The organism is Pseudoalteromonas sp. UCD-33C, assembly GCF_001306895.1.
GTDB lineage: Bacteria > Pseudomonadota > Gammaproteobacteria > Enterobacterales > Alteromonadaceae > Pseudoalteromonas.
Window position 1 is genome coordinate 49,662 of record NZ_LJTB01000005.1, and the last position, 22,731, is coordinate 72,392.

20 protein-coding genes are annotated in these 22,731 nt (G+C 42.8%); 9 read left to right on the forward strand and 11 right to left on the reverse strand.

From position 1 onward, the window contains the following. Positions 1-17 precede the first annotated feature (17 nt). Genes AOG26_RS11840 through AOG26_RS11850 form a run of 3 tightly spaced genes read left to right on the forward strand, consistent with a single transcriptional unit; the run spans position 18 to position 3,315 of the window. Positions 18-1,559, forward strand: coding sequence for a tryptophan halogenase family protein (locus AOG26_RS11840; RefSeq protein WP_054562808.1), 1,542 nt, complete (start codon positions 18-20; stop codon positions 1,557-1,559). A 20-nt stretch (positions 1,560-1,579) separates the two neighbouring features. Further along, a complete protein-coding gene (locus tag AOG26_RS11845; RefSeq protein ID WP_054562684.1) occupies positions 1,580-2,305 on the forward strand; it encodes a SapC family protein in 726 nt (241 codons plus the stop codon). Beyond that, positions 2,305-3,315 (forward strand): cupin-like domain-containing protein, encoded by a 1,011-nt coding sequence (locus tag AOG26_RS11850; RefSeq protein WP_160316768.1) that lies wholly within the window; start codon positions 2,305-2,307, stop codon positions 3,313-3,315. The genes AOG26_RS11845 and AOG26_RS11850 overlap by 1 nt, the downstream gene beginning before the upstream one ends. Positions 3,316-3,409: 94 nt before the next feature. Here the strand turns inward: AOG26_RS11850 and AOG26_RS11855 are convergent, their stop codons facing one another. Genes AOG26_RS11855 through AOG26_RS11865 form a run of 3 tightly spaced genes read right to left on the reverse strand, consistent with a single transcriptional unit; the run spans position 3,410 to position 8,231 of the window. Next, on the reverse strand, positions 3,410-4,447 hold the full coding sequence (locus AOG26_RS11855) for a glycoside hydrolase family 16 protein (RefSeq protein ID WP_054562686.1): 1,038 nt from the start codon (positions 4,445-4,447) through the stop codon (positions 3,410-3,412). Further along, complete coding sequence (locus AOG26_RS11860) at positions 4,438-6,915, reverse strand: glycoside hydrolase family 3 protein (protein ID WP_408003016.1); 2,478 nt, start codon at positions 6,913-6,915, stop codon at positions 4,438-4,440. The genes AOG26_RS11855 and AOG26_RS11860 overlap by 10 nt, the downstream gene beginning before the upstream one ends. A 47-nt stretch (positions 6,916-6,962) precedes the next feature. Beyond that, positions 6,963-8,231, reverse strand: a complete 1,269-nt coding sequence (locus tag AOG26_RS11865) for a sugar MFS transporter (protein WP_054562688.1) — start codon at positions 8,229-8,231, stop codon at positions 6,963-6,965. A gap of 232 nt (positions 8,232-8,463) precedes the next feature. Here AOG26_RS11865 and AOG26_RS11870 point away from each other — a divergent pair, with 232 nt between their 5' ends. The 3 genes from AOG26_RS11870 to AOG26_RS11880 are packed head-to-tail and all read left to right on the forward strand — an operon-like array spanning position 8,464 to position 12,192. Further along, on the forward strand, positions 8,464-9,792 hold the full coding sequence (locus AOG26_RS11870) for a GH1 family beta-glucosidase (protein WP_054562689.1): 1,329 nt from the start codon (positions 8,464-8,466) through the stop codon (positions 9,790-9,792). A 24-nt stretch (positions 9,793-9,816) separates the two neighbouring features. Continuing rightward, positions 9,817-11,148: a glycoside-pentoside-hexuronide (GPH):cation symporter gene (locus AOG26_RS11875; protein WP_054562690.1), complete on the forward strand. Its 1,332-nt coding sequence runs from the start codon at positions 9,817-9,819 to the stop codon at positions 11,146-11,148. A 21-nt stretch (positions 11,149-11,169) separates the two neighbouring features. After that, entirely contained in the window at positions 11,170-12,192 is a 1,023-nt protein-coding gene (locus AOG26_RS11880; RefSeq protein ID WP_054562691.1) for a LacI family DNA-binding transcriptional regulator, read from the forward strand. On the opposite strand, the gene AOG26_RS11885 is transcribed toward AOG26_RS11880, so the two are convergent. The 5 genes from AOG26_RS11885 to AOG26_RS11905 are packed head-to-tail and all read right to left on the reverse strand — an operon-like array spanning position 12,155 to position 17,695. Continuing rightward, positions 12,155-14,122 (reverse strand): response regulator, encoded by a 1,968-nt coding sequence (locus AOG26_RS11885; RefSeq protein WP_054562692.1) that lies wholly within the window; start codon positions 14,120-14,122, stop codon positions 12,155-12,157. The two genes, AOG26_RS11880 and AOG26_RS11885, sit on opposite strands and share 38 nt — an antisense overlap. Before the next feature lie 50 nt (positions 14,123-14,172). Continuing rightward, entirely contained in the window at positions 14,173-14,634 is a 462-nt protein-coding gene (locus AOG26_RS11890) for a response regulator (RefSeq protein WP_054562693.1), read from the reverse strand. Further along, positions 14,634-16,112 carry a sensor histidine kinase gene (locus AOG26_RS11895; protein ID WP_054562694.1) on the reverse strand — a complete coding sequence of 493 codons (1,479 nt, stop codon included), beginning with the start codon at positions 16,110-16,112 and terminating at the stop codon, positions 14,634-14,636. The genes AOG26_RS11890 and AOG26_RS11895 overlap by 1 nt, the downstream gene beginning before the upstream one ends. 22 nt (positions 16,113-16,134) lie before the next feature. Further along, entirely contained in the window at positions 16,135-16,344 is a 210-nt protein-coding gene (locus AOG26_RS11900; RefSeq protein ID WP_054562695.1) for a histidine kinase, read from the reverse strand. 10 nt (positions 16,345-16,354) lie between these two features. After that, positions 16,355-17,695 (reverse strand): sigma-54-dependent transcriptional regulator, encoded by a 1,341-nt coding sequence (locus tag AOG26_RS11905; protein ID WP_054562696.1) that lies wholly within the window; start codon positions 17,693-17,695, stop codon positions 16,355-16,357. 214 nt (positions 17,696-17,909) lie between these two features. On the opposite strand from AOG26_RS11905, the gene AOG26_RS11910 reads away from it, so the two are divergent. Next, on the forward strand, positions 17,910-18,422 hold the full coding sequence (locus AOG26_RS11910) for an NUDIX hydrolase (protein ID WP_054562697.1): 513 nt from the start codon (positions 17,910-17,912) through the stop codon (positions 18,420-18,422). A gap of 81 nt (positions 18,423-18,503) precedes the next feature. Then, entirely contained in the window at positions 18,504-19,037 is a 534-nt protein-coding gene (locus tag AOG26_RS11915; RefSeq protein WP_054562698.1) for a cytochrome b, read from the forward strand. Positions 19,038-19,044: 7 nt separating this feature from the next. On the opposite strand, the gene AOG26_RS11920 is transcribed toward AOG26_RS11915, so the two are convergent. Genes AOG26_RS11920 through AOG26_RS11930 form a run of 3 tightly spaced genes read right to left on the reverse strand, consistent with a single transcriptional unit; the run spans position 19,045 to position 21,189 of the window. After that, complete coding sequence (locus tag AOG26_RS11920; RefSeq protein ID WP_054562699.1) at positions 19,045-19,539, reverse strand: YgjV family protein; 495 nt, start codon at positions 19,537-19,539, stop codon at positions 19,045-19,047. Positions 19,540-19,588: 49 nt separating this feature from the next. After that, positions 19,589-20,155 carry a Crp/Fnr family transcriptional regulator gene (locus tag AOG26_RS11925; RefSeq protein ID WP_054562700.1) on the reverse strand — a complete coding sequence of 189 codons (567 nt, stop codon included), beginning with the start codon at positions 20,153-20,155 and terminating at the stop codon, positions 19,589-19,591. Further along, the gene (locus tag AOG26_RS11930; protein WP_054562701.1) at positions 20,152-21,189 is read right to left on the reverse strand and encodes an NAD(P)H-dependent flavin oxidoreductase; all 1,038 of its coding nucleotides are present in this window, start codon (positions 21,187-21,189) and stop codon (positions 20,152-20,154) included. The genes AOG26_RS11925 and AOG26_RS11930 overlap by 4 nt, the downstream gene beginning before the upstream one ends. Positions 21,190-21,354: 165 nt before the next feature. Here AOG26_RS11930 and AOG26_RS11935 point away from each other — a divergent pair, with 165 nt between their 5' ends. Beyond that, complete coding sequence (locus tag AOG26_RS11935; protein WP_054562702.1) at positions 21,355-22,731, forward strand: NAD-dependent succinate-semialdehyde dehydrogenase; 1,377 nt, start codon at positions 21,355-21,357, stop codon at positions 22,729-22,731.

Consider the following 22,731-nt stretch of genomic DNA (forward strand, 5'->3'; position numbering starts at 1 on the left):
TTGAGATGGCCTTAAACATGCAAAAGAATGAAGTAAAAAAAGTCGTCATTTTAGGTGGTGGAACTGCAGGTTGGTTGTCTGCAGGTTTAATTGCTGCCCAGCCCCATTTAACTCACAACGCACAGATCACCCTGATTGAGTCGCCCGATATTGCTACCATTGGTGTCGGTGAAGGTACTTGGCCAACCATGCGACAAACCTTAAAAACCATCGGCATTAGCGAAAGTGAATTTATTCAACGCTGTGATGCATCTTTTAAACAAGGCTCACGCTTTGATGGCTGGTGCGACGATGAAGGCGACGCACATTATTACCACCCGTTCAGCTTACCGGTGGCATATCAGCAATTAAATATTGCACCTTACTGGTTTGCCAACAAAGATGCCGTGAGTTTCAGCCACGCAGTGGCAAGCCAAACCTACTTATGCGATCACCATAAAGCACCGAAAAACCACTTGCATAGCGCCTATCAAGGTGAAGCAAACTATGGCTATCATTTAGATGCCGGTAAGTTTGCCATGCTGCTACAACAGCACTGCACGACCAATCTAAACGTTGAGCATATCGTCAGTCATGTTGAAAGTATCAATAGTGATGAAAATGGCTATATTAGTTCATTGCAAACCCGCGATCATGGCACTATTGCGGGTGATTTATTTATTGATTGCTCTGGCACCCACGCAAAGCTGTTACATCAACATTACGGGATAGAGCTAATTGAGCAACACGATGTGTTATTTAACGATCGAGCCGTTGCCGTACAGGTGCCCTATTTAAACCCGCAGCAAGAGATCCTTTCTTATACCAAAGCCACTGCGCAAGATGCCGGTTGGATTTGGGATATCGGCTTACAAAGCCGCCGTGGTCTAGGTATGGTGTACTCAAGTCGTTTTGCCAGCAGCGAAGATGCGAAACAAGCGCTTAGCCACTACATTGCAAAAACCCAGCCCGGCACCGCGCAAAATGAACTGACATTTCGTGAAATCAGTTTTACGCCCGGCTATAGACGCCGTTTTTGGTATAAAAACTGTTTAGCTATTGGTATGTCTGCAGGCTTTATTGAACCACTTGAAGCCTCAGCGTTAGTCATGGTGGAGCTTGGCCTGAATAACTTACTTGCTAATTTCCCAACACATCGTGCTGCAATGCCGACACTGGCAAAGCGGTTTGATGAGCAGTGCCATTATCGCTGGCAACGTATCATTGAATTTTTAAAGCTGCATTATGTGTTGTCAAAGCGCACTAGCCCCTATTGGCAAGCCCATAAAGAGGCAAACTCAATCCCTCTGCAACTTCAAGAAAACTTAGCACTTTGGCAATATCAAAGTCCGTGGTTAAACGACTTTGACCGCGCTCAAGAAGTCTTCTCTGCAGCCAGTTATCAGTATGTACTTTATGGAATGAAGCAATTGCCACAATTTCCTGTACTTGCAATGCCAGCGGCAATTACTGAGCATTTTAGTGCTAACCAACAACAAGCCAAACGCGGATTACAACAACTACCCACTAACCGCGAGCTTTTAAATCATATTCAGCAATTTGGTATACAACCTATTTAATCTCAGTATTAGGAGGCCCAATGGCCAATCATGTCTTACTTGATAACATCAGCCATAAAGACCTAAAAGTGATCACCACACGCGGTGCTAACTGGGGCGACAATATTAGCTGCGCTACCGTATTTCCAAGTGAGTTTGCTAAAGTTCAAGCAAATCAACCTATCGTATTTCGTAAGCACCCGCAAACAGGTCAATTCGAAGCCCTCGCTTTATTTGGTTTTGAAAATGGCGAGAACTTGCTGCTAAACGAGCAAGGCGAATTGCAACTGAGTTACTTACCGCTAAGTATGCAGCGCCAGCCATTTTTAATTGGCCAACAAACCCAGTATAACAATGGTATTCCTGAGCAATCTCTGGTGGTACATATTGATTTAGACAGCCCACGCATAAGCACACATGATGGCGAAGCAATCTTCCTTGAACATGGTGGAAATAGCGAATACTTAAATCATATTGCTCAAGTACTTAACGCGTTACATCAAGAACACCAAACGATTAATCAGTTTTTTGAGCGTTTGCTTAGCGTTAATCTACTCGAAGCTTTTAGTCTTGAATATGCAGATAAAAATGGCGAAAAAGTCACAGTGAGCGGCTTTTATACTATTAACCAACAGGTACTCAATGGCTTAACCGCTGAACAACTTAAGCAGTTACAACAGCAAGGTGACCTACAAGCTGTTTATATGGTGCTGGCATCAATGGAGCACATTCCTCATTTGCTTAATAAAAAATGGGCTCAACAGTAATGTTTGCGGCTGCACCAATAAAAGAATGCCAGGCTTCAAGCATTACTGATCTAAAAGCGTTTTTAGCTGAGCTAACTGAGCCACTGGTCATCAGAGATCTCTGCGCTAATTGGCCCCAAGTCATTGCCGCTAAACAAGGTTCTAAAAACGCCTTAGACTATCTTTTAGGGCTTGCTAATACCGCCCCAGTACGCAGTTTTAGCAGCCAAGCAATTCATCAGGGACGCTATTTTTATAACGCTGATTTCTCGGGGCTTAATTTTTCACAGCACGCCGATAACCTACTTTCTGTGCTGCAAAAATTAGCACTAACACTCACACAAACCGACAGTGATTCACTGTATATGGGCTCTACTGCTGTGGAGTATTGCGCTCCGAGCTTTAGTGTTGAAAACCCATTAACAGTGACCGACTATAACTGCCTAACCAGCCTCTGGGTGGGAAATCATAGTCAGATTGCGGCTCACTATGACAACGCCGATAACCTAGCTTGTGTTGCTGCAGGTGAGCGTACGTTTACTCTATTGCCAACTGATCAGGTCAATAATCTTTACGTTGGTCCACTCGAATTTACACCCGCTGGGCAAGCGGTTAGCTTGGTTGATTTTAATAACCCCGATTTCAGCCGCTTTCCACGCTTTAAAGAGGCTATAGAAAAGGCGCAATCGGCAACTCTTGGCCCTGGCGATGCTATTTATATTCCAGCGCTTTGGTGGCATCAGGTTAGCGCAACCAGTCCGTTTAATGTGTTGGTGAACTATTGGTGGCGACAAGCCCCAGAGTATTTAGCAAACCCATTTGATGCCATGCTGCACAGTATGCTGGCAATTAAAGACTTGCCAAACGAGCATAAACAGAAATGGCAGCAACTCTTTAATCATTATGTGTTTGCTGATGATGTGGATTTAGCAAGCCACGTTGCTGAGCCTGCGCAAGGGATATTAGCGGATATCGACGAACTAACGGCCAGAAGAGTAAGGCAGCTATTACTACAAAAACTCAACCGATAGAATGAACCAAAAGCCAGCGGATGCAACGAGTTCGGCGAAGCATCTGCAGGCTCTTGGTTCATAATTCACTTATAGCAATCCGCTTAATTAAGTACTATTGCGGATTGGTCTTACCCTTTATTTGTACTGCTGATGGCTGTGTTGTTGCACAGCCGATTCCTGTTTCACTATTTTTACTACATTGAAAAACACGTACGTAATCCACCAGCATTTGCTTAGGATAACCTGCAAAATCAACGCCTTTATCATTCACATTTGCTGGCCAGTTTCCGCCTACAGCAAAGTTAAGAAGTAAATGAAAACGCTGATCAAACGGAGCAAAGCCGGTATTTTCTATAAACGAGCCGTCTTGTTGTTGTGATGTTGAATACCACTGGTCGTGGCGAAATGTCGCATAGTGAACATCATCAACATACCAACGAATTTCATCTTGCTGCCATTCAAGGGCATAAACATGAAAGTTATCAGCCGGGTTATTAGCTTCGCTGAAACGGTACGGCGTACCGCTGTAAACATTTTTGGGGGCAGGACCACCGTAATGCAAGGTGCCGTGTACGCGCGTTTCAAGGCTGCCAGTTGGCGCTGTTTTGTCATCAGTGAGAGTCTTTAAATTAACTGCTTCCATGATGTCTATTTCGCCTGATGACGCCCAGCGACCATAACGCCAATCAGTCGGTAACATCCAAATTGCTGGCCACGCACCTTGCCCTGCTGGTAATTTAGCGCGAATTTCAAAACGCCCGTATCGCCAATCAGCTAAGTTTTTAGTGCGTAAACGTGCAGAAGTGAACGGCTGAGTCGCTTGTTTTTCTCGCTCAGCATCGCTACTCACTTCATCGCTATTATGCAATGGCCCAGTGTATTGCTCTTGACGAGCAACAATATGCAATATGCCATCTTTAACAAAACTGTTTTCGCTACGCGCGGTATAGCATTGCAGCTCATCATTACCGCCACCTCGACAATTTACTTCGTGTTGCCACTTAGTTAGGTCGAGATCATTTTGCGAAAATTCGTCTTGCCAAACTAACTGCCAGCCTTCTCCTTGGCTGGCTTTGACAGGCGCTGGGGTTTGCTGACAGGCACTAAGCGCACCTGTTAGCAAAATAACAGCAGACGATTTTACTGACATGAGACTGTTGCGTCCTCTGTGTGCCCGCTCGTTACTGATAGTTTAGAAATTGATACTTGCCATGCACCTTCAGTGGCTAATTGCCAAGGCGAGAATACTTGCCCAAGCTGCACACCTTGCTCTGCAAAGCAGCTCAAATCCACGGTTAGCGTTTTCCAATCATTTGCTGCTTTAAGCTGTTTGCTAATATCAAATTGGCCGTCACAGTTTTCACCACATTGCATACCCAGCATTAGCGGCGCATCAGCAGCTTGGTCTACCTTAATTTGCATTTGAAGTTGACCCGCTTTTTCAACGTATGAACGTAAATCCGATGGGAACGCCGCCATTAAACGAACCGCAGCCGCTTCTTTACCATTAAAGCTGATTGCTCGCGCATCTTCTTGTACGTCTTTATCAAAGGTTTTTACGCTAACAGCATTAAGTGCTGCACGGCTACTAGTCATGGCTTGTTGCTCAGAACCACTTTGTAGTTGCAGTGACCACGGTGCTTTTACGGCACGCTCAAATAGTACTAAATCTTCTAATTTAGAGGCAACTTGTGATTTTTCGCTTAAGTCATCTGCTAATGTATTTTTATCTTGGTAAGTTAAACCAAAGCCATAAGGTAATAGTGGCGCGTAATCTTTATCACCACGGTTTTGGTTACCTATAGGGTTATTTGGCCATGAGAACGATAACTTACCTTTAAAGTCATGATTGATAGAACCATCTTGCTTTTTAAAAATAACATCGCTGATTGCATCACCTTCACTGCCTGGTAACCAAGTTGCGACAAACGCATCACTGGCATTCAGCTCTGCATTCACCCACATTGGGCGACCACTAATAAATAGTGACACCACAGGAATATCAGCATCTTTTAGCTTTTTAAGCAGGGCTAAATCAGTTTTATTACCGCGTTGGTATTCAAGGTTATCTAAATCACCATTACCTTCTGCATAAGGCTGCTCACCGAACACCACAATCGCTACATCTGGCTTAGTTTCAAATTCGCCATTCACATTGTATTGAACCTGACCACCGGCTTGCTCAACGGTATTTTTGATACCATCAAAAATTGAAGAGCCACCAGGGAAATCGCTATTTTCGTTGCCTGTACCCTGCCAAGTGATTGTCCAACCACCTGACTGCATACCAATGTTATCAGCACCTTGACCGGCAACTAATACGTTTGAATTTGCTGATAGCGGTAACAACTGTTGTTTATTTTTCAGAAGAACCAGTGATTCACGGACTGCCTGTTTTGCAACTGCGCGATGTTCTGCACTACCAATGATCTCCGTTTTACCTGACAGCGGACGCTTAGCGGGGCTTGGCTTATCAAACAAACCTGCGCGCATTTTTACACGTAAGATACGTGTTACTGCATCATCGATGCGGCTTTGAGCAATTTCGCCACTTTTAACTTGCTTGATAAGATTTTCATAAAGAGGTTTCCATGCATCTGTTGGCACCATGTACACATCAAGACCGGCATTTGCTGCTTGTGCGCAGTTGCCATTAGTACAACCCGGAATTTGACCATGGCCGTTCCAGTCACCAACAACAAAACCATCAAAGCCCATTTTGCCTTTTAGTACGTCGGTAAGAAGATATTTGCTGCCATGAATTTTTTCACCGTTCCAGCTGTTAAATGACGCCATTACAGTTTGTGCTCCAGCACCTAAGCCGCCTACATAACCTTGCGCATGAATATCAAATAACTCTTGCTCAGATGCTGTGTTATTACCTTGGTCATCACCGCCTTCTGTGCCGCCATCACCTAAAAAGTGCTTAACGGTACTTATCACGCGCTTATCTGATAAAAAGTCGTCATCAACTGCACCTTGCAATCCTTTAACAATGGCTGCCGAATATGCTTTCACAATTTCAGGATCTTCAGAATAACCTTCATAAGTACGGCCCCAACGGTCGTCACGAACAACCGCAACCGTAGGCGCGAATACCCAATCGATGCCTGTTACCATCACTTCTTGCGCAGTAGCGGCGGCAATTTTTTCGATTAACTCAGGGTTGTTTGTTGCACCTAAACCAATGTTATGAGGGAATAGTGTCGCACCAATAACATTATTGTGACCATGCACGGCATCGGTGCCCCACATAGTCGGAATTGAGCTACCATCGAGCGAGTCATCAATTGAGGCTTGATACATTTTTTCAGCAAGATCAATCCAATCTGCAGCACTAGCATGTTTATCATTATTAGGGAATGCGCCACCGCCATTGAGGTAAGAACCAAAGCCGTATTTACGCATATCTTCAACAGTAATATCGCGGATTTCTGGCTGGATCATTTGCGCAATCTTTTGCTCAAGGGTCATATTTGCCAGCATGTTTGCAATTTTTGCTTCCATCTCTGGATTTGCAGCAATACCCGTTTCAATGTTTGGCCAAATTTCTTGCTCAGCGTTCACGTTGGTCACCTTATCTTGCCCAGTGCAAGCTGTCATGCTGGCGCCTGCCATCATTAACGAGAAGAGTGTGAATGTTTTTTTCAATTTCATTTTTACACCTATGAAGATTGCTGAGTCTGAGTCGATACTTTTGAGCCAACCAGCGCAAAGTAAGTAATATATAAATAACAGGCGATAGGTAAGAATAACGCCATTTGTACGCCAATAGAATCGGCTAACACACCTTGTAGTAATGGAATAATTGCACCACCTACAATCGCTAAACATAAAATACCAGAACCTTTTGATGTGTACTTACCAAGGCCGTGTAAAGCAAGGCTGAAAATGGTTGGGAACATAATCGAGTTACATAAACCCACAAGCAGAATTGCCCACATAGCCAGGCTGCCCTCTCCAGTCATAGCAATCACAACCAGTAAAACAGCCAATAAGCCATGACATGCTAACACCTTACCTGCATTAAATTTTTGCATTACCACTGCGCCAATAAAACGACCAACCATGGCTCCTGCAAAATAGTAGCTAATATAATGAGCGGCTTCGTTTTCTGGTAAACCCGCAATGTTATCTAGGGTCAAAAAGCCGACTAAAAAGCTACCAATTGCCACCTCTGCGCCTACATACACAAAAATACCAACAGCACCTAGAATCAGGTGGCGATAGCGCCAAACACTGCCTAAATCAACAAAGTCTTCTAAATCTTGGTGTGCGGCTTCGCTATCACTTTCTTTACCTAATTTTGGCAATTTTAAAAACGCAAAGATAACGGCAAGCACAAGTAAGGTTAACGACAACATTAAATAAGGGAGTTTCACTTCCTCTGCTGTAGCTTGGCTAATTTCAGATAGAATTAACCAACCACCAAAAATTGGCGCGACTGTTGTTCCTAAAGAATTAAAAGCCTGCGTCATAGTCAAACGCGAAGACGCTGTTTTTTGTGGACCAAGAACACTTACATAAGGGTTAGCAGATACTTGCAAAATCGTGATACCCGAGGCAAGTACAAACAAAGCCAGTAAAAATAACTCATACACATGAGCAACAGCAGCTGGGTAAAACAGCGCGCAACCAATGGCTGCAACCACTAAGCCAACCACAATACCAAATTGGTAGCCAATACGACTGACCAACTTACCAGCGGGGATCGACATCACAAAATACGCACCAAAGAAGCAAAATTGAATAAGCATAGCCTGCGTATAGTTAAGTGAAAACATACCTTTTAAATAAGGGATTAAAATGTCATTCAGACAGGTGATGAATCCCCACATAAAAAATAATGTGGTCAATGATGCCAGCGCAAAGTGCTGCTTAGGCATATCTGCTTGGCTTGCAGCAGCCGACACAGGGGTTGAAACATGAGCCATAATTTTTCTTCTCTAGTTAATTATATTTATCAGTTTGTTACAGCAACGTTTGGTACTTAATCACTAACAACAAATAGCGAAATATGTTGCAACATTAAATGTAAGCGCTTACATTTATAACATATAAATCATATTTAGCAATTTATTTGCAGAAAAATTGTAAGCGCTTACAGTTGAGTCTAAGCTCTAATTAGCCAAGCCTTACACCTAACCCGAAGGACGAGTATCAACTGTGTATAAATCAATTTCACTGTTACCAGATTCATCTTTACTCAAGCCCGAGTTCACGTTCGGTGTGGCAACAGCCTCATTCCAGATTGAAGGGGCACGCGATAAGCGCCTCGATTGCATCTGGGATACATTTTGCGAAAAGCCTGGCACCATTGCAGATAACAGCCATGGCGATGTAGCTTGTGATCATGTTGCACGCTGGCAACAAGATATCGAGATGATTGCAGATTTGGCTGTCGATGCTTACCGCTTATCTATTTCGTGGCCGAGAGTCATGCAGCAAGATGGCTCGGTTAACGAGCAAGGTATGGCATTTTACGCTCAGCTATTATCGGCGTTAAAAGCACGTAATATTAAGACCTACGTCACCTTATATCACTGGGATTTACCTCAATACCTTGAAGATAATGGCGGTTGGTTAAACCGCGATACGGCCTATAAATTCAAAGAATATACCGAGCTTGTTACTCAACATTTAGGCCATTTGGTTGATTCATTCGCCACCTTGAACGAACCATTTTGTAGTGCCTATTTAGGTTATGAGGTGGGTGTACATGCACCTGGCATAAAATCACAACAAGCTGGCCGACAAGCAGCGCACCACTTATTACTTGCCCACGGCCTTGCTATGCAAGTATTACGTAAAAACTGCCCAGACACAGAAGCGGGTATCGTATTAAACTTCAGTCCAACTTATCCTTTAACCGCCGATGATAAAAAAGCCGCAGAGCTTGCTGATCAATACCATAATCAATGGTATATCAAAGCGGTTTTAGAAGGTGCTTACCCATCGTTACTGGATGATTTAGCAGATGAAGTTAAACCAATTATAATTGCTGGCGATATGGTGATTATTAGTCAAGCTGTCGACTTTATTGGCGTTAACTATTATACCCGCATACACTACAAAAATACCGCTGATGGCTGGTTTGAAGAAGCAAACCTTACGGATGTTCGCGTCACCGATATGGGCTGGGAAGTTTACCCACAAGGTTTAACTGAGCTTTTGGTATCACTTCATCAGCAATATGATTTACCAAAAATGTATATTACCGAAAATGGCGCAGCCATGGCCGATACGTTAGAAAATGGTGAAGTGAACGATATAGAACGAGTAGATTATTTTCACACTCACTTAAATGCGGTATGTGATGCAATTCGCCAAGGCGTCGATATTCAAGGCTACTTTGCGTGGAGCTTAATGGACAACTTTGAATGGGCGTATGGCTACGAAAAGCGCTTTGGGTTAGTTTATATTGACTATCAAAGCCAACAACGCATTTTAAAAGAAAGCGCAAAACAATATCGCGCGCTGCTCAAACAGCGATAAAAATAACAACAATCGAGAACACACATGCTGACAAAAAGAGAAAAAATAGCCTACGGATTAGGCGATACAGCAAGTAATATCATCTTTCAAACGGTGATGTTATTTTTAACTTTTTTCTATACTGATATTTTTGGTATTTCACCCGCGATTGTTGGCACCTTGTTTTTGGTGGTGAGAATCGTTGACGCAATTACCGACCCATTAATGGGAGCTTTAACTGATTCAACCCGCACTAAGTGGGGAAGCTATCGCCCCTATTTGCTTTGGCTTGCTATACCATTTGGGGTGATCAGCATGATCACCTTCAGCACACCAGACCTACCAGAGTCAGGCAAAGTCATTTACGCCTTTGTCACTTACACTTTGCTGATGCTAGTTTACACCGCGATTAATATTCCTTACTCAGCGTTAGGTGGGGTATTAAGTGGCGACCCGAAAGAGCGAGTATCCATTCAATCTTATCGATTTGTGTTTGGTATGCTGGGCGGCTTAATTGTCAGTGCCTGTACTTTACCTTTGGTAAACTGGCTTGGCAAAGGTGATAACGCTACGGGCTACCAACTCACGATGGCCCTGATGAGCGGCTTAGGTGTGATCTTATTCTTAATTTGTTTTCGCTTTACCAAAGAGCGCGTAGCGGCGCATAACAGCTCATCGTTGAGCTGGAAAACCCGCATGAACACACTATGGCAAAATGGTCCATTTAAAGTGTTGTGCTTTGCAGCATTTATGTTGTTAACCAGTATGGTACTACGCACTACCCTTGCCATTTACTATGTAAAATATGTACTTGGTGAAGCAGAGCTAGTCACCTACTTTGTTACCATCGGCATGATAGGTAATATTTTGGGCTGTGCCTGTGCAAACCCACTCAGCAAACGTGTTGATAAGAAAACCGCCTATATTCGTTTACAATATATCTCTGCAGCTATTAGTTGCGTGGCATTTTGGTTGCCGGGCGAACAGCTGATACTTGCCTTTGCGGTGTATTTTTTATGGTGTTTCTTCACGCAAATGGCAACCCCGCTACTGTGGGCAAAAATGGCCGACACCATAGATTACGGGCAATGGAAAACCGGTGAAAGGCTAACAGGCCTAGTCTACGCAAGCGTGGTCTTTTTTATTAAGCTTGGTCTTGCCCTTGGCGGTGCCATTGCAGGTTGGTTACTGGCATTTTATGGCTATGAAGCTAATACCGAACTCAGTGAACACACGCTTTCAGGTATCTTAATTTCGTTTACCCTTTACCCAGCAATAGGTAGTATGCTTGTCGCTTTCATAATGAAAAGGTATATTCTGGATAACCAAACGGTTGAGCAGATCAGTGCCGATTTATCGTCAAAGCAGCATCCATAATTTTGTTTAAAAAGGAATAACATGGCCACCATTTACGAGGTGTCGAAACTTGCAGGTGTTTCTCTTGCAACCGTTTCACGAGTAATGAACAACAATGCAAATGTCAGTGATGCAACACGTAAAAAAGTCACTGCCGCAATGGATGAACTTGGCTATCGACCTAACTCAATTGCTCAGTCATTGGCATCAAATTGCTCGAACAGTGTTGGCCTACTGGTCTCTGAATTACAGGGTCCGTTTTACGGGCCTATGATGAGCGGCATTGAAAATACCTTTCGTAACCAAGGCAAACATCTGATTATTGCTGCGGGTCACAGTGATGAAGAACGCGAAAAACAAGGGATTGAATTTTTAATTAGCCGTAACTGCGATGGCCTTATTTTGCATGTTGAAGCGGTCAGCGACGACTACCTTATAAAACTCAGTAAAGGTCGGACGCCGTTTGTTTTGATCAACCGCTATATCAGCGAACTCAGTGACCGCTGTATTTTGCTTAACAACATTAAAGGTGGCTATTTAGCGGCGAAGCATGTGTTAGAGCAAGGTCATAAAAATATTGCCTACATCAGCGGGCCGCTTTGGAAACAAGATGCCAAAGACCGTCTAGAAGGACATAAACAGGCCCTTGCTGAGTTTAATCTTGAGTTTGATGAAAACCTATTATTCCAAGGTGACTTCATGGAAGCGAGTGGTTACGAAGGTTTAAAAGCACTTCATCAACAAACGCATCCATTCACAGCGCTCATCTGTGCCAATGATGAAATGGCTGTAGGCGCCATGGCTAGCGCGCGGGATTTAGGGTTAACTTTACCTAAGCAATTGTCGATTATGGGTTACGATAACGTATTTTTCACCCGTCACGTTTACCCACAATTGAGCACCGTTAATTACCCAATAGATGAGATGGGTCGCATGGCAGCAGATTGGGTGTTAAATCATGTTTATCAAAAACAAACCCCACCACTACAAACGCTATTTGAACCAGAGCTGATAGTTAGACATTCAATTAGCCGCCAATCAGCTCAGATAACAAGCCAAGGTTAATCGGCTTTAATAACACTTGTTCAATCTCAAGTTGTTCAATTTTTTCTGGCTCTGGCTCTGCGCCACTAACAATGACTAGATTTAAGTCAGGGTGGCGCTGTTTTATCTCATGGGCTAAATCAAGCCCTTCACCATCCGGCAAATGCATATCGAGTAACACTTTAGCAAAGTTTTGATCTTCACTCAGGGTCGCAAGACATGCAGCACAACTTGGCGCTATAACAGTTTCAACACCTAAGCTTTCAAGCAATAACTGAGTGATTTGCGCAGCATCACTGTCGTCCTCAACCAATAAATAGCGTGTACTCTGTAAGGTCACTTCAGGGCTGTCGTCTTGCTCAACTACTGGTTCTGTATTGCCTTCGCAAATGTAATGATTGAGCACTTGGTAAAGCAACCCAGAATCAACCGGTTTTGCAATCATATCGTTAAAGCCAAGCGCACTTAACTCAGTTTTCACCCCTTTCATGGTGGCAGCTGTAAGCGCGATGATTGGTCCTTGATAACCCATTTTACGAAGCTCAATAGTGGCTTCTTTGCCCCCCATAACCGGCATATGCAAATCAATAAATACAATATCAAAAGGCTTACCCGCTTGCTCTGCATTAGCTACTTTTTCAATTGCTTGTTTACCGTGCTCGGCATAATCCACTTCTGCGCCAGTACTGGTGATCATATGACCAACGAGATTACGTAAATCTTTTAGGTCGTCGACCACTAATACTCGCCCTGTGGTTTTTAACGTTGCTAGTTTTTGCTGGCAATCGGGGTTTGAATCAAAGCGCAGCACTTGGCGTTCAATATCTCGAATATTGCCAGGGTAAATCGAAAGGGTAAATTCAGAGCCCACCCCTTGCGTTGATTCAAGTTCAATAGAGCCTTGCATACGACTAAGTAACTCTGAACAAATAGCAAGGCCCAGTCCTGCTCCACCGACATCTCGTGATTCTACATCGGCAATTTGTTCAAATGGTTTAAAAATCAGTGCTTGTTTTTCAGCTGGAATACCAAGGCCTGTGTCTTTAATACTAAAAAACAGCATTTCTCGTTCATTAACCCAAGCAGTCCAAGCTCGCACTGTGATCTCGCCTTGGTTGGTAAACTTGATTGCGTTGTTGATGATGTTAATGAGGATTTGGCGTAACCGTGTAGCGTCTGTGTTTATAACTAAAGGCAGAGCTTGCTGCGACTCAAACTTAAGAGTTAAGCCTTTATCAAGCGCAGAAACGCGCATTAAGGTATAGACGTCAGCCATTAGGCTATCTAAGTTAACATCACTGCAATTGAGCTCCAGTTTATCGGCAGCAATCTTTGATAGGTCGAGCACATCATTTAGTAAACTCAGTAAGTGTTTACCATTTCGGTAGATCACACCCAACTCATTTTGAGCATGCTGATTTTTATCACTTTGCATGAGTAACTCAGTGTAACCCAAGATAGAAGACAGAGGTGTACGTAACTCATGACTCAAATGGGCCAAAAAGCGGTCTTTAGATCGGTTTTCAGCTTCTGCTTTTAAGCGTTCAACACGCTCATCTTCAACATCTCGGCGAGCTAAAGCGTAGCGTATAGCACGGGCAAAGCGGCTAGAGTTCATCTCGCTTTTAACCAGATAATCAACCGCACCGGCATCGAGCGCTGCAGAATCGAGAGCTTCATCTGATTGCCCGGTAAGCATGATAATCGGGCCGCGAAAGCCATTTGCCACAGCCCGTTTTAGTACTTCGAGGCCATCTGATGCGCCTAAGCGATAATCTAACAAACAAATATCATGTTTGTTTTCGCTAAGCTCACTAATGGCCTCTTCAGGGCAACTTAACCACTCAACATCGAATGTATGGGAACCTAATTGGTCTAGGTAGTCGCAAGTAAGAATATAATCGTCTTCGTCGTCTTCTACTAAGAGTAATCGGGTTACCTTGTCTAACATTCTTATTCCTTATTCCAATTAGCTTAATTAAGTATTTATGCGAATTGGACTTAATCGTTCTGTGAGGGTGGTAGCTCTACAAACTCTACCCAGTATTTCCCTAGTGTTTGCATTAACTCAACTAAACCTTCAAAAGTAACCGGTTTAGTGATGTATGATGCAGCGCCCAAGTCGTAGCCTTTAACCATATCTTCTTCTTGTTTTGATGTGGTTAAAATCACTACTGGAATACCCTTTAAGTTAGGGTTGGCTTTGATGGCTTGTAATGCTTCTCGGCCATCCATACGCGGCATATTTAAATCGAGTAAAATCAAGCCCGGACGAGGCGAGTTTTCTTTTTCACTAAATTTGCCTTTACGCTCAAGGTATTCAAGCAACTCTACACCGTCTTCAACAAAAAACAGCTCGTTCAATACACGGCTTTCGGCCAATGCATCTTGGGTTAATAAACGATCATCTTCGTCGTCATCAGCCATTAAAATGGTAATTGGTTTAACTTTATTAAGTGGCATTACGCCTCTCCTTGTAATGTGAAAAGCGATGCTTCCACGGGTAGTTTAAGGGTGAAGCTTGCACCCTCACCAACGCGACTGCTTGCGGTTATTTCTCCGCCATGACGCTCAACAATACGACGACAAACTGATAAACCTATGCCTGTGCCTTTATATTGAGAACGACCATGCAGTCGCTGAAACGGAACAAATATTTTTTCAAGATACTCTTCAGAAAAGCCGATGCCGTTATCTGAAATGGTAATAACTTCCCACTCCACATCACTATTGTGAGCTTCGCTAAATTCTGACGTTCGCTGGTATATAATATCAATCACAGGCGCAACATTCTCACGTCTAAACTTCACCGCATTTGAAAGAATATTTAAGAACAATTGCAGCATTTGGCTTGGATCGGCTTGAATATGCGGTAAAGTATCAAGATTAACCGTAGTTTCAGATTCTTTTATCGCAATTTCAAGATCATCAAGAACTTCTGCAACAACTTCATTTAAATCAGTATCAGTAAAATCTTTACCACGGGTGGTTACGCGTGAGAACTCAAGCAGGTCATTGATTAAATTAGACATACGCTGAGCCGCATTTTTCATCCGGCTAATATAGTCGATGCCTTTTTCACCTAGTTCATCTTTGAACATTTTTTCAAGGCGGTCACTGAAGGCTTGGATCTTACGCAGTGGCTCTTGTAAATCATGACTTGCAACAAAAGCAAAGTCTTCAAGCTCTCTGTTTGAGCGGCTTAGCTCATCAGAATAGATAGTTAGCTCTTGCGTACGTTCTGCAACTTTTGCCGCTAGATTCTCGTTTTGATTTTCAAGCTCAGCTCTGTATTTAGCTTGGTTGCGTAAGTTGATACGTGTTAATACAAACATACCTATAATCAATAAGGTACTGGTCACAGCCGTAATAGCAAATGTAATCTTCGCTTCGTTTTTGATTTGCGAGAGCTTTGCAAACTGCTCTATCTTAAAGTTAAGCTCTCGCATTTGTATTTCATCAACTGCTGTACGAATATCTTTATATAGATCGCGACCTTGGTCTGTTAGTAACAAGCGGCGAGCCTTAACATCTTTATTCGCAAGTGCCAGATCAGTTGTTTTGGTCATTACCGCCACTTTGTCGTTTACCAAATGTATTAAACGAGCAATGCGGTCTGCTTGCCCTTCAATTTCTGAGTGCAAACTTTTCACAAGCATGATCTGCGCCTGCATTGAAGCGATTGCATCATTGTAAGGCAGTAAATAATCTTCTCGGTCACTAAGTAAATAACCACGCTGACCTGACTCAGCTTGCACCACAGATAAGTGCAAACGCTCAATCGCGGTGTTGAGCGAATTGGTGTTATCAAGACTACTTTGTGTTTCGGTGAGTGAGCGAATGCTATTAAGAGCTAAAAACGCATTAGCCACCACGATACAGAGCACCACAGCTATAAAGCCTGCCCAATTGACCGCTATCTTTCCTTTTTGTTTTTGCATTTGCTTCCTAATCTATGAGTGCTTAATCTGCAGCGTGAGTGTCACTTATTTCTTGTAAGTGCTCACTACACTGCTGACAATTAGCTATTATTTTATTTAATGCCTCTAATGCTTTTTGTTTTGGCATATCATTTTCTAATACGAGCTTAACTAACTCTGCATTCATTGAGATACGGTTCAGCGGCGCACGGGCATCGTGTACCATTTTTCGTAAAGACTCGTTATTATTCATAGCTATCCTTTTATTTGTATTCGCCAATGCCTCCATAAGCATTTAAACGGTTATAAAGTGTTTTCGTACTGATCCCCAGCATTTGTGCTGCAATCGTCTTATTACCTTGTACTTTATCTAAAGTAGCGTGGATCAATTCTTTTTCAACTTCTTCAATGGTTTGCCCTGCAACAACTTGGTTTGCTTGGCTCTCTTTATTCACTTTAGAAAATGGCGACTCTAGCGATTCAGGTAAAGTAATAGCTGTGCCTTTAGGGTCACTCATAATAAAGGCGCGGTGAATAGCGTGACGAAGTTCACGTACGTTACCCGGCCAATCATGGGCCTCAAGCTCTTTGATTTGCGCCGCTTGCCATTTAAAATCAGTGCCGTTTTCTTCATTGAGTTGCTCTAAAAAGGCACTTGCAAGCAGTGGAATATCTTCTTTACGCTCACGAAGCGGTGGAATATCAATGGGGAATACCGCTAAACGAAAGTAAATATCTTCACGGATAACATTGTTTTGCGCAAGATCGGTCAAGGTGCGGTTGGTTGCAGAAATAACACGGCAATTTACTGCTTGCTCTTTTGTGCCACCCACTCGGGTTACTTTTTTGCTTTCAAGCACGCGTAGTAAGTTTGGCTGCATATCAATTGGCATTTCAGTTACTTCATCTAAAAACAGAGTACCACCAGCAGCTTGTTCAAACACACCCTCCTTACGCGCAATAGCCCCTGTAAACGCGCCCTTTTCATGACCAAAAAGCTCGCTACCAATCAGCTCTTTTGAAAATGCACCACAGTTGGTTGCCACTAACGGACCATCACACTCAGTCGCATTGTGTATCGCCTGCGCCACCACTTCTTTACCGGCACCACTTTCACCCATCAACATTACATTGGCAGAAGTGGCTGCAACACGTTCAATCATAGTGTAAAGCTTTTGCATCACCTCAGATTCACCTATTAGAGTGCCGAAGTGGCGTTTAATCGCTGGCGTTGCTTTTTTCTTAGGGGCTGCTTTTTTAGGGTTAAGTACACGCTCAATATCTTCACGTTGCAGTGGCTTAACTAGGTGGCCGACATTTGGCTCACACATTTCAGCCAACTTACCTTTTACTGAAGGGTGACCTGAAATTAACGTAACACGAGGCGATTGACCGATAGCTTTTAAGTGCTCTAGTAAATGAAGGCCGCTGCCATCTGGCAACATAAAATCTAAAAAGACATGATCAAACGTGTTGTTTTCAAACCATTGCTCAGCTTCAGCAAGGTTCGCTGCGGTATTTATATTGTGCCCTAGGAACTCAACTATATGACAAACTACATCGCTAAATTCACTGTCATCATCAACTAAAAGTACGTTCAACATATTAATTTCCTAAGCTTTTTCTACCATTCTACGCAAAGTTTTTTCGAAAATAAAACTAAACGTTAGATACCTAAATAGTTCTTAATTCCAGTTATATTACCTTATTAGTTTCAATTTGGGGTAAGCATAATGAATTAAATGCGAAAAAAAGGTTATTATGGCACGTTCAATATTAAGCTAAGCTGTACTTGCATTAATTTAAAGTTGTAATCCTATGAAGTTATTAAGAAAAGTAATTCACCCAAGTTTAAGTAATGACTATGGAACGGTGTTCATTCGTCACACTGCCCGCGCCATTGTTTTAAAAGGTGAACAAATACTACTTTTATACACCGCCCGTTATGATGACTACAGCCTACCTGGTGGTGGCGTTGATGAAGGCGAAAGCATTGAGCAAGGGCTTCTACGAGAGTTACATGAAGAAACAGGTGCACTACAAATTAAAATAAAGCAACCATTAGGATTATACGAAGAAGTTAGGCCTTGGTATAAAGACGACTTTGATTGTGTTCATATCAAATCCTATTGCTACTTCTGTGAAATTAGCGATGAATTTGCAGATCCTAAAATGGAGCATTACGAAGTGCAAAATGGCATGCACCCTAAGTGGGTGAATATTTTTGATGCCATCGCACACAACGAAACCACTATGACAATGAGTGATAAACAGGGACTATCGATTCAGCGCGAGACCTTTTTATTAAAGCTCATTGCTGACACTCTTTAAGTTATTTTACATTACTTTACGCAACCATCAGATATTGTGGCAGTCTATACTTATAGTTAAAGCCAATTATGAGAGTAAACCATGAGTAAGGTAGCCCCCCTTTCAAAACCAACCATCCTTTTACATTGGACCGTTGCCATTTTGTTTATCGGCGTATTCGCGATGGGCATTTATGTTGCTGATTTTGCCGAGCCACCCGCTAAATTTACTTATATGGGTTGGCATAAATCAATGGGCTTAGTGGTATTAGTTTTTGCCATTGCAAGGCTTATTTGGCGTATTAAAGAAGGTGCATTACCCGCGACATCTGCAATGCCTAAATGGCAAACAGCGATTGCTCACCTCACTCATGGCTTATTATTACTTGCAACTCTAGCTATGCCGTTATCTGGTTTTATCATGAGCTATGCGGGTGGTCGTGCAATTAGCTTCTTTGAGTTTGAGCTATTGAGCGCACCAGAGAAAACACCTTGGCTTGCTGATGCAGGCAGCTTTGTGCATCACAGTTCAGTGCTTATTATCGTGGTGATTTTAGCCTTACACATTGCCGCAGCACTTAAACACCAGTTTGTTGACAAAGATGGCATGCTTAGTCGCATGCTAGGTAAGTCTTAAATCAAATTTAAGCGGGCTTAGGGTGAGCATAAAAACGCCATAAGCCCACTAAATTACTTATTAAAAATACCGTTTCCATTACCACTGCTAGTGGTGAAAAAACCAAAGTGTTATGGGCTATCCAACCAATCGTGCCAACAATCATCAGTATGCGTAAGGTAAAATCTTTGCCTTGGAATGAAGCATAAGTTTGCAGTAACGTTGCCGACAGCGCGATAAAGCTAACCCAGCTTTGCCAAGTAAATAGTACTGCGCTAATACTCAAAAGCATAAAAGCTATCATCACCCAGGTTTTGCGGGCAAAAATACAATAGCCATAACGTAGTGCTGCAATCAGCATTAAGCTCGCTGCACTGAAGTTATCGAGCAGCATAAAGTGCACAGATGTCAGTAGAACCGAGCTAAACAAACAAGCTAAAATTGCCTGCCTTTGTTTAAACTGAAATGAAGCCAAATCGAGTAATGTGGCAATGGCAACTAAGCACTGAGATAAAATAAACATAACGACTCCTGAAAAACCAGCAGTGTAATGTTCACTATTTTGCTGCGCCTTAACTTAAGTTAAGACGCCGTCTAATTCGCGATAAAGAAATCGCAGAGATCCCTAAATACATAGCAACTTCGTTTAAACTCAGTTGTTCAAGCCAATGCGGCTTTTGTTCTAGTAAATATTGGTAACGCTGCTCAGGGGTATTGAGTAATAAAAACGCTTCTTTTGCTTCTTTAAACAATAATTGCTGACTAATTAACTGATGTTTTATTGCTTGCCAGTCGGCACTATCAAGTAAAGCCAAAGGCACCTTAATAAGCTCAGCATCACGTATTACTTTTAGCTGATAAAGCGCTGGGGTTTTAATTAACCAGTTACCATAAAGCAGTGCAAATTCATCTTGAAAGTAAAACTCTTTACACTTTTGCGTACCCTGCGAGGATGCATGAAATGCCCCAAGCACCCCAGATATAATTAAGTAACCTGCATCTTGTTCGTCGCCTTGCTGCAATAAAACATCACCTTTAGCGTACCGCTTTATAGCGCATTGCCCTGCAAGTTTGTTACGAAATTCACCGGCTAGCTGATGATAACTATCACCGAGCGGAAGTAACTGGGTATCTGTCAAGATTGCCAACCTTGCATTAGTAATTCAGTAATTTGCTGGGCGTTAACCCCTTCTCGAACCACAAAGCGCTCACCACACCAAAGCGGAGAAAAACCACTGTCGCCTTTAGTCTCTGCTTTTGCACGTAATGCCGTCATCGCAATCGATGCATATGGAAAGGGCGGCGCTTGCTCTGGCATCGCCCCTAACTCTTGCATCACTCTGTTGCGTATTCCTCGTGCTGGGCGACCAGAGAATAAGGTTGTCAATTCTGTTGAGTCTGGCTTAGCCGTTTTTAATACTTCACGATGTAAAGCACTTGTTGTCGCTTCTTCGCAAAGTAAATAAGCGCTCCCCACCTGCACAGCAGATACACCTAATGCTTGGTACTGAGCTACATCTTCAGCTGAGCAAATTCCACCTGCTGCAATAACCGGTATTTCAAGCTCTACACATTCTCGCACTAATTGCGCTGTGGTTGGTTGCAGCGATAAATCCATCGATAAAAAATGACCTCGGTGACCACCAGCTTCAATCCCTTGTGCAATAACCGCATCGGCACCATTTGCTTGTAACCAGCGCGCTTCGTCAAGCGTTGTGGCTGATGAAAGAACAGCCCCGCCCCACGCTTTAATCTGAGAAACAATCTCTTTACTGGGCAGACCAAAATGAAAACTCACAACAGCGGGCTTATAAGGCGCGATAATATCGATCACTTGTTGATTAATTGGCTGGCGTGAAGCGTTACGGGTAAATTGTGAGGCATCGACAGCAAACTCATCAAAATAAGGCTCAAGCACATTATGCCAAGCAGTTTGCTGAGCCAGTGTATAGTCAGGTGTTTGATGACAAAAGAAATTAAGATTGTACGGCTTATCCGTATGCTGACTAATGTAATCAAGCTCTGAGACAAGTTGCTCAGCCGATAGCATAGCGCAAGGTAACGAGCCAAGCCCCCCTGCTTCACACACAGCCACTGTCAGTTTGGCATTTTGCACACCTGCCATCGGCGCTTGAATAATCGCAAGCTCGGTATTTAACACAGAATTTATCATTACGTATTCCTTGTAAGTTTTGCAGCCTGTTGCAGTTTTTACAGAAAAAGAGTGCCTAGCTAATATTAAGTTAAAATAAAAGTCAATTAAATCAGATAGCTAGGATATCGAAAATTAGGTATTAGCCTTGCAAACCTTTTCCTACAATTTTGTAAGGAGATAATGATGACTGATACTGTTACTACAATCAATCCAGCCAATGAGCAAACCTTAAATACGTATAATTTATTATCATTGCAACAAGCACAGAGTGAAGTTGACCAATGTCATCAAGCTTTTTTAAAGTGGCGCACAACATCCCATGAACAGCGCGCTAAATTACTCAATCAACTTGCACAAGTGATTGAGTCTAATCAACAAGAATTAGCGCAATTGATGACCGATGAAATGGGCAAGTTATATCAGCAAGGCCTACAAGAAGTTGAATTATGCGCTGCAATTTGTCGCTATACCGCAGAACAAGGGCCAAAAGTGCTTGCTGATGAAAAACGAGATATGCAAGACGGCCGTGCAATTATTAGCTACCAACCAATCGGTGTCGTTTTAGGTATCCAACCTTGGAACTTCCCGCTTTATCAAGTCATTCGCTACGCTTGCGCGAATATCATGGCGGGCAATACTACAGTGCTAAAACATGCTGGTAATGTATTTGGCATGGCTGAAAAAATTGAGCAGTTATTTACTCAAGCAGGCTTTGATGACTATTGCTTTAAAAACTTACTGATTGACGGAAAAACCGCAAGCAAACTGATTGAGCACTCAGCTATTCGAGGTGTGACATTTACTGGTAGCGACGAAACAGGCAAAAAAGTTGCTGAGCTTGCAGGTAAACAGGTTAAGAAAACGGTACTTGAGCTTGGTAGTAACGATGCCTATGTTGTACTTGATGATGCTGACTTAAATACGGCGATTACCGCATGTACACAAGGGCGTTTGATCAATAACGGGCAAACCTGTGTTGCCGCAAAACGCTTTATTGTGGTTGATGCTTTATACGATGATTTTAAAGCCTTAATTAAAGATCAATTTGAACAAGTTGTTCTTGGTGACCCGAATGATGAAAAAACCACGCTCGGTCCAATGGCCCGTAAAGATTTGCGCGATAAACTTCATCAGCAAGTGACTGATTCAGTCAATGCAGGTGCGAGCATTGTTACTGGCGGTAAAGTTGCTGAGCACACAGGCTTTTATTACACCCCGACTCTACTTGAAAACATTAAACCGGGCATGCCCGCCTATGATGATGAATTATTTGGACCTGTAGCATCGCTTATCAGGGCAAAAGATAATGATGAGGCAATGCAAATTGCTAATGACTCTCGCTATGGTCTTGGTGGCGGTATTTTCTCAAAAGACGAACAAGCAGCTATTGAGCTTGCAAAGCATCATTTTGATACCGGTATGGTGAATATTAATGGTTATGGCCTTGCGCAACCGAACTTACCATTTGGTGGTGTAAAAGACAGTGGCTATGGTCGTGAACACGGCGGCTTTGGGCTACGTGAATTTGTTAATATCAAAACCATTATGGTCAACGACTAA

Coding starts and splice junctions, on each gene's coding strand:
- AOG26_RS11935 (WP_054562702.1), top strand. CDS start 21,355: ATGACTGATACTGTTACTACAATCAATCCAGCCAATGAGCAAACCTTA.
- AOG26_RS11920 (WP_054562699.1), bottom strand. CDS start 19,539: ATGTTTATTTTATCTCAGTGCTTAGTTGCCATTGCCACATTACTCGAT.
- AOG26_RS11895 (WP_054562694.1), bottom strand. CDS start 16,112: ATGCAAAAACAAAAAGGAAAGATAGCGGTCAATTGGGCAGGCTTTATA.
- AOG26_RS11930 (WP_054562701.1), bottom strand. CDS start 21,189: ATGATAAATTCTGTGTTAAATACCGAGCTTGCGATTATTCAAGCGCCG.
- AOG26_RS11915 (WP_054562698.1), top strand. CDS start 18,504: ATGAGTAAGGTAGCCCCCCTTTCAAAACCAACCATCCTTTTACATTGG.
- AOG26_RS11905 (WP_054562696.1), bottom strand. CDS start 17,695: ATGTTGAACGTACTTTTAGTTGATGATGACAGTGAATTTAGCGATGTA.
- AOG26_RS11885 (WP_054562692.1), bottom strand. CDS start 14,122: ATGTTAGACAAGGTAACCCGATTACTCTTAGTAGAAGACGACGAAGAC.
- AOG26_RS11880 (WP_054562691.1), top strand. CDS start 11,170: ATGGCCACCATTTACGAGGTGTCGAAACTTGCAGGTGTTTCTCTTGCA.
- AOG26_RS11910 (WP_054562697.1), top strand. CDS start 17,910: ATGAAGTTATTAAGAAAAGTAATTCACCCAAGTTTAAGTAATGACTAT.
- AOG26_RS11865 (WP_054562688.1), bottom strand. CDS start 8,231: ATGGCTCATGTTTCAACCCCTGTGTCGGCTGCTGCAAGCCAAGCAGAT.
- AOG26_RS11890 (WP_054562693.1), bottom strand. CDS start 14,634: ATGCCACTTAATAAAGTTAAACCAATTACCATTTTAATGGCTGATGAC.
- AOG26_RS11845 (WP_054562684.1), top strand. CDS start 1,580: ATGGCCAATCATGTCTTACTTGATAACATCAGCCATAAAGACCTAAAA.
- AOG26_RS11900 (WP_054562695.1), bottom strand. CDS start 16,344: ATGAATAATAACGAGTCTTTACGAAAAATGGTACACGATGCCCGTGCG.
- AOG26_RS11875 (WP_054562690.1), top strand. CDS start 9,817: ATGCTGACAAAAAGAGAAAAAATAGCCTACGGATTAGGCGATACAGCA.
- AOG26_RS11840 (WP_054562808.1), top strand. CDS start 18: ATGCAAAAGAATGAAGTAAAAAAAGTCGTCATTTTAGGTGGTGGAACT.
- AOG26_RS11850 (WP_160316768.1), top strand. CDS start 2,305: ATGTTTGCGGCTGCACCAATAAAAGAATGCCAGGCTTCAAGCATTACT.
- AOG26_RS11860 (WP_408003016.1), bottom strand. CDS start 6,915: ATGGCAGGCGCCAGCATGACAGCTTGCACTGGGCAAGATAAGGTGACC.
- AOG26_RS11855 (WP_054562686.1), bottom strand. CDS start 4,447: ATGTCAGTAAAATCGTCTGCTGTTATTTTGCTAACAGGTGCGCTTAGT.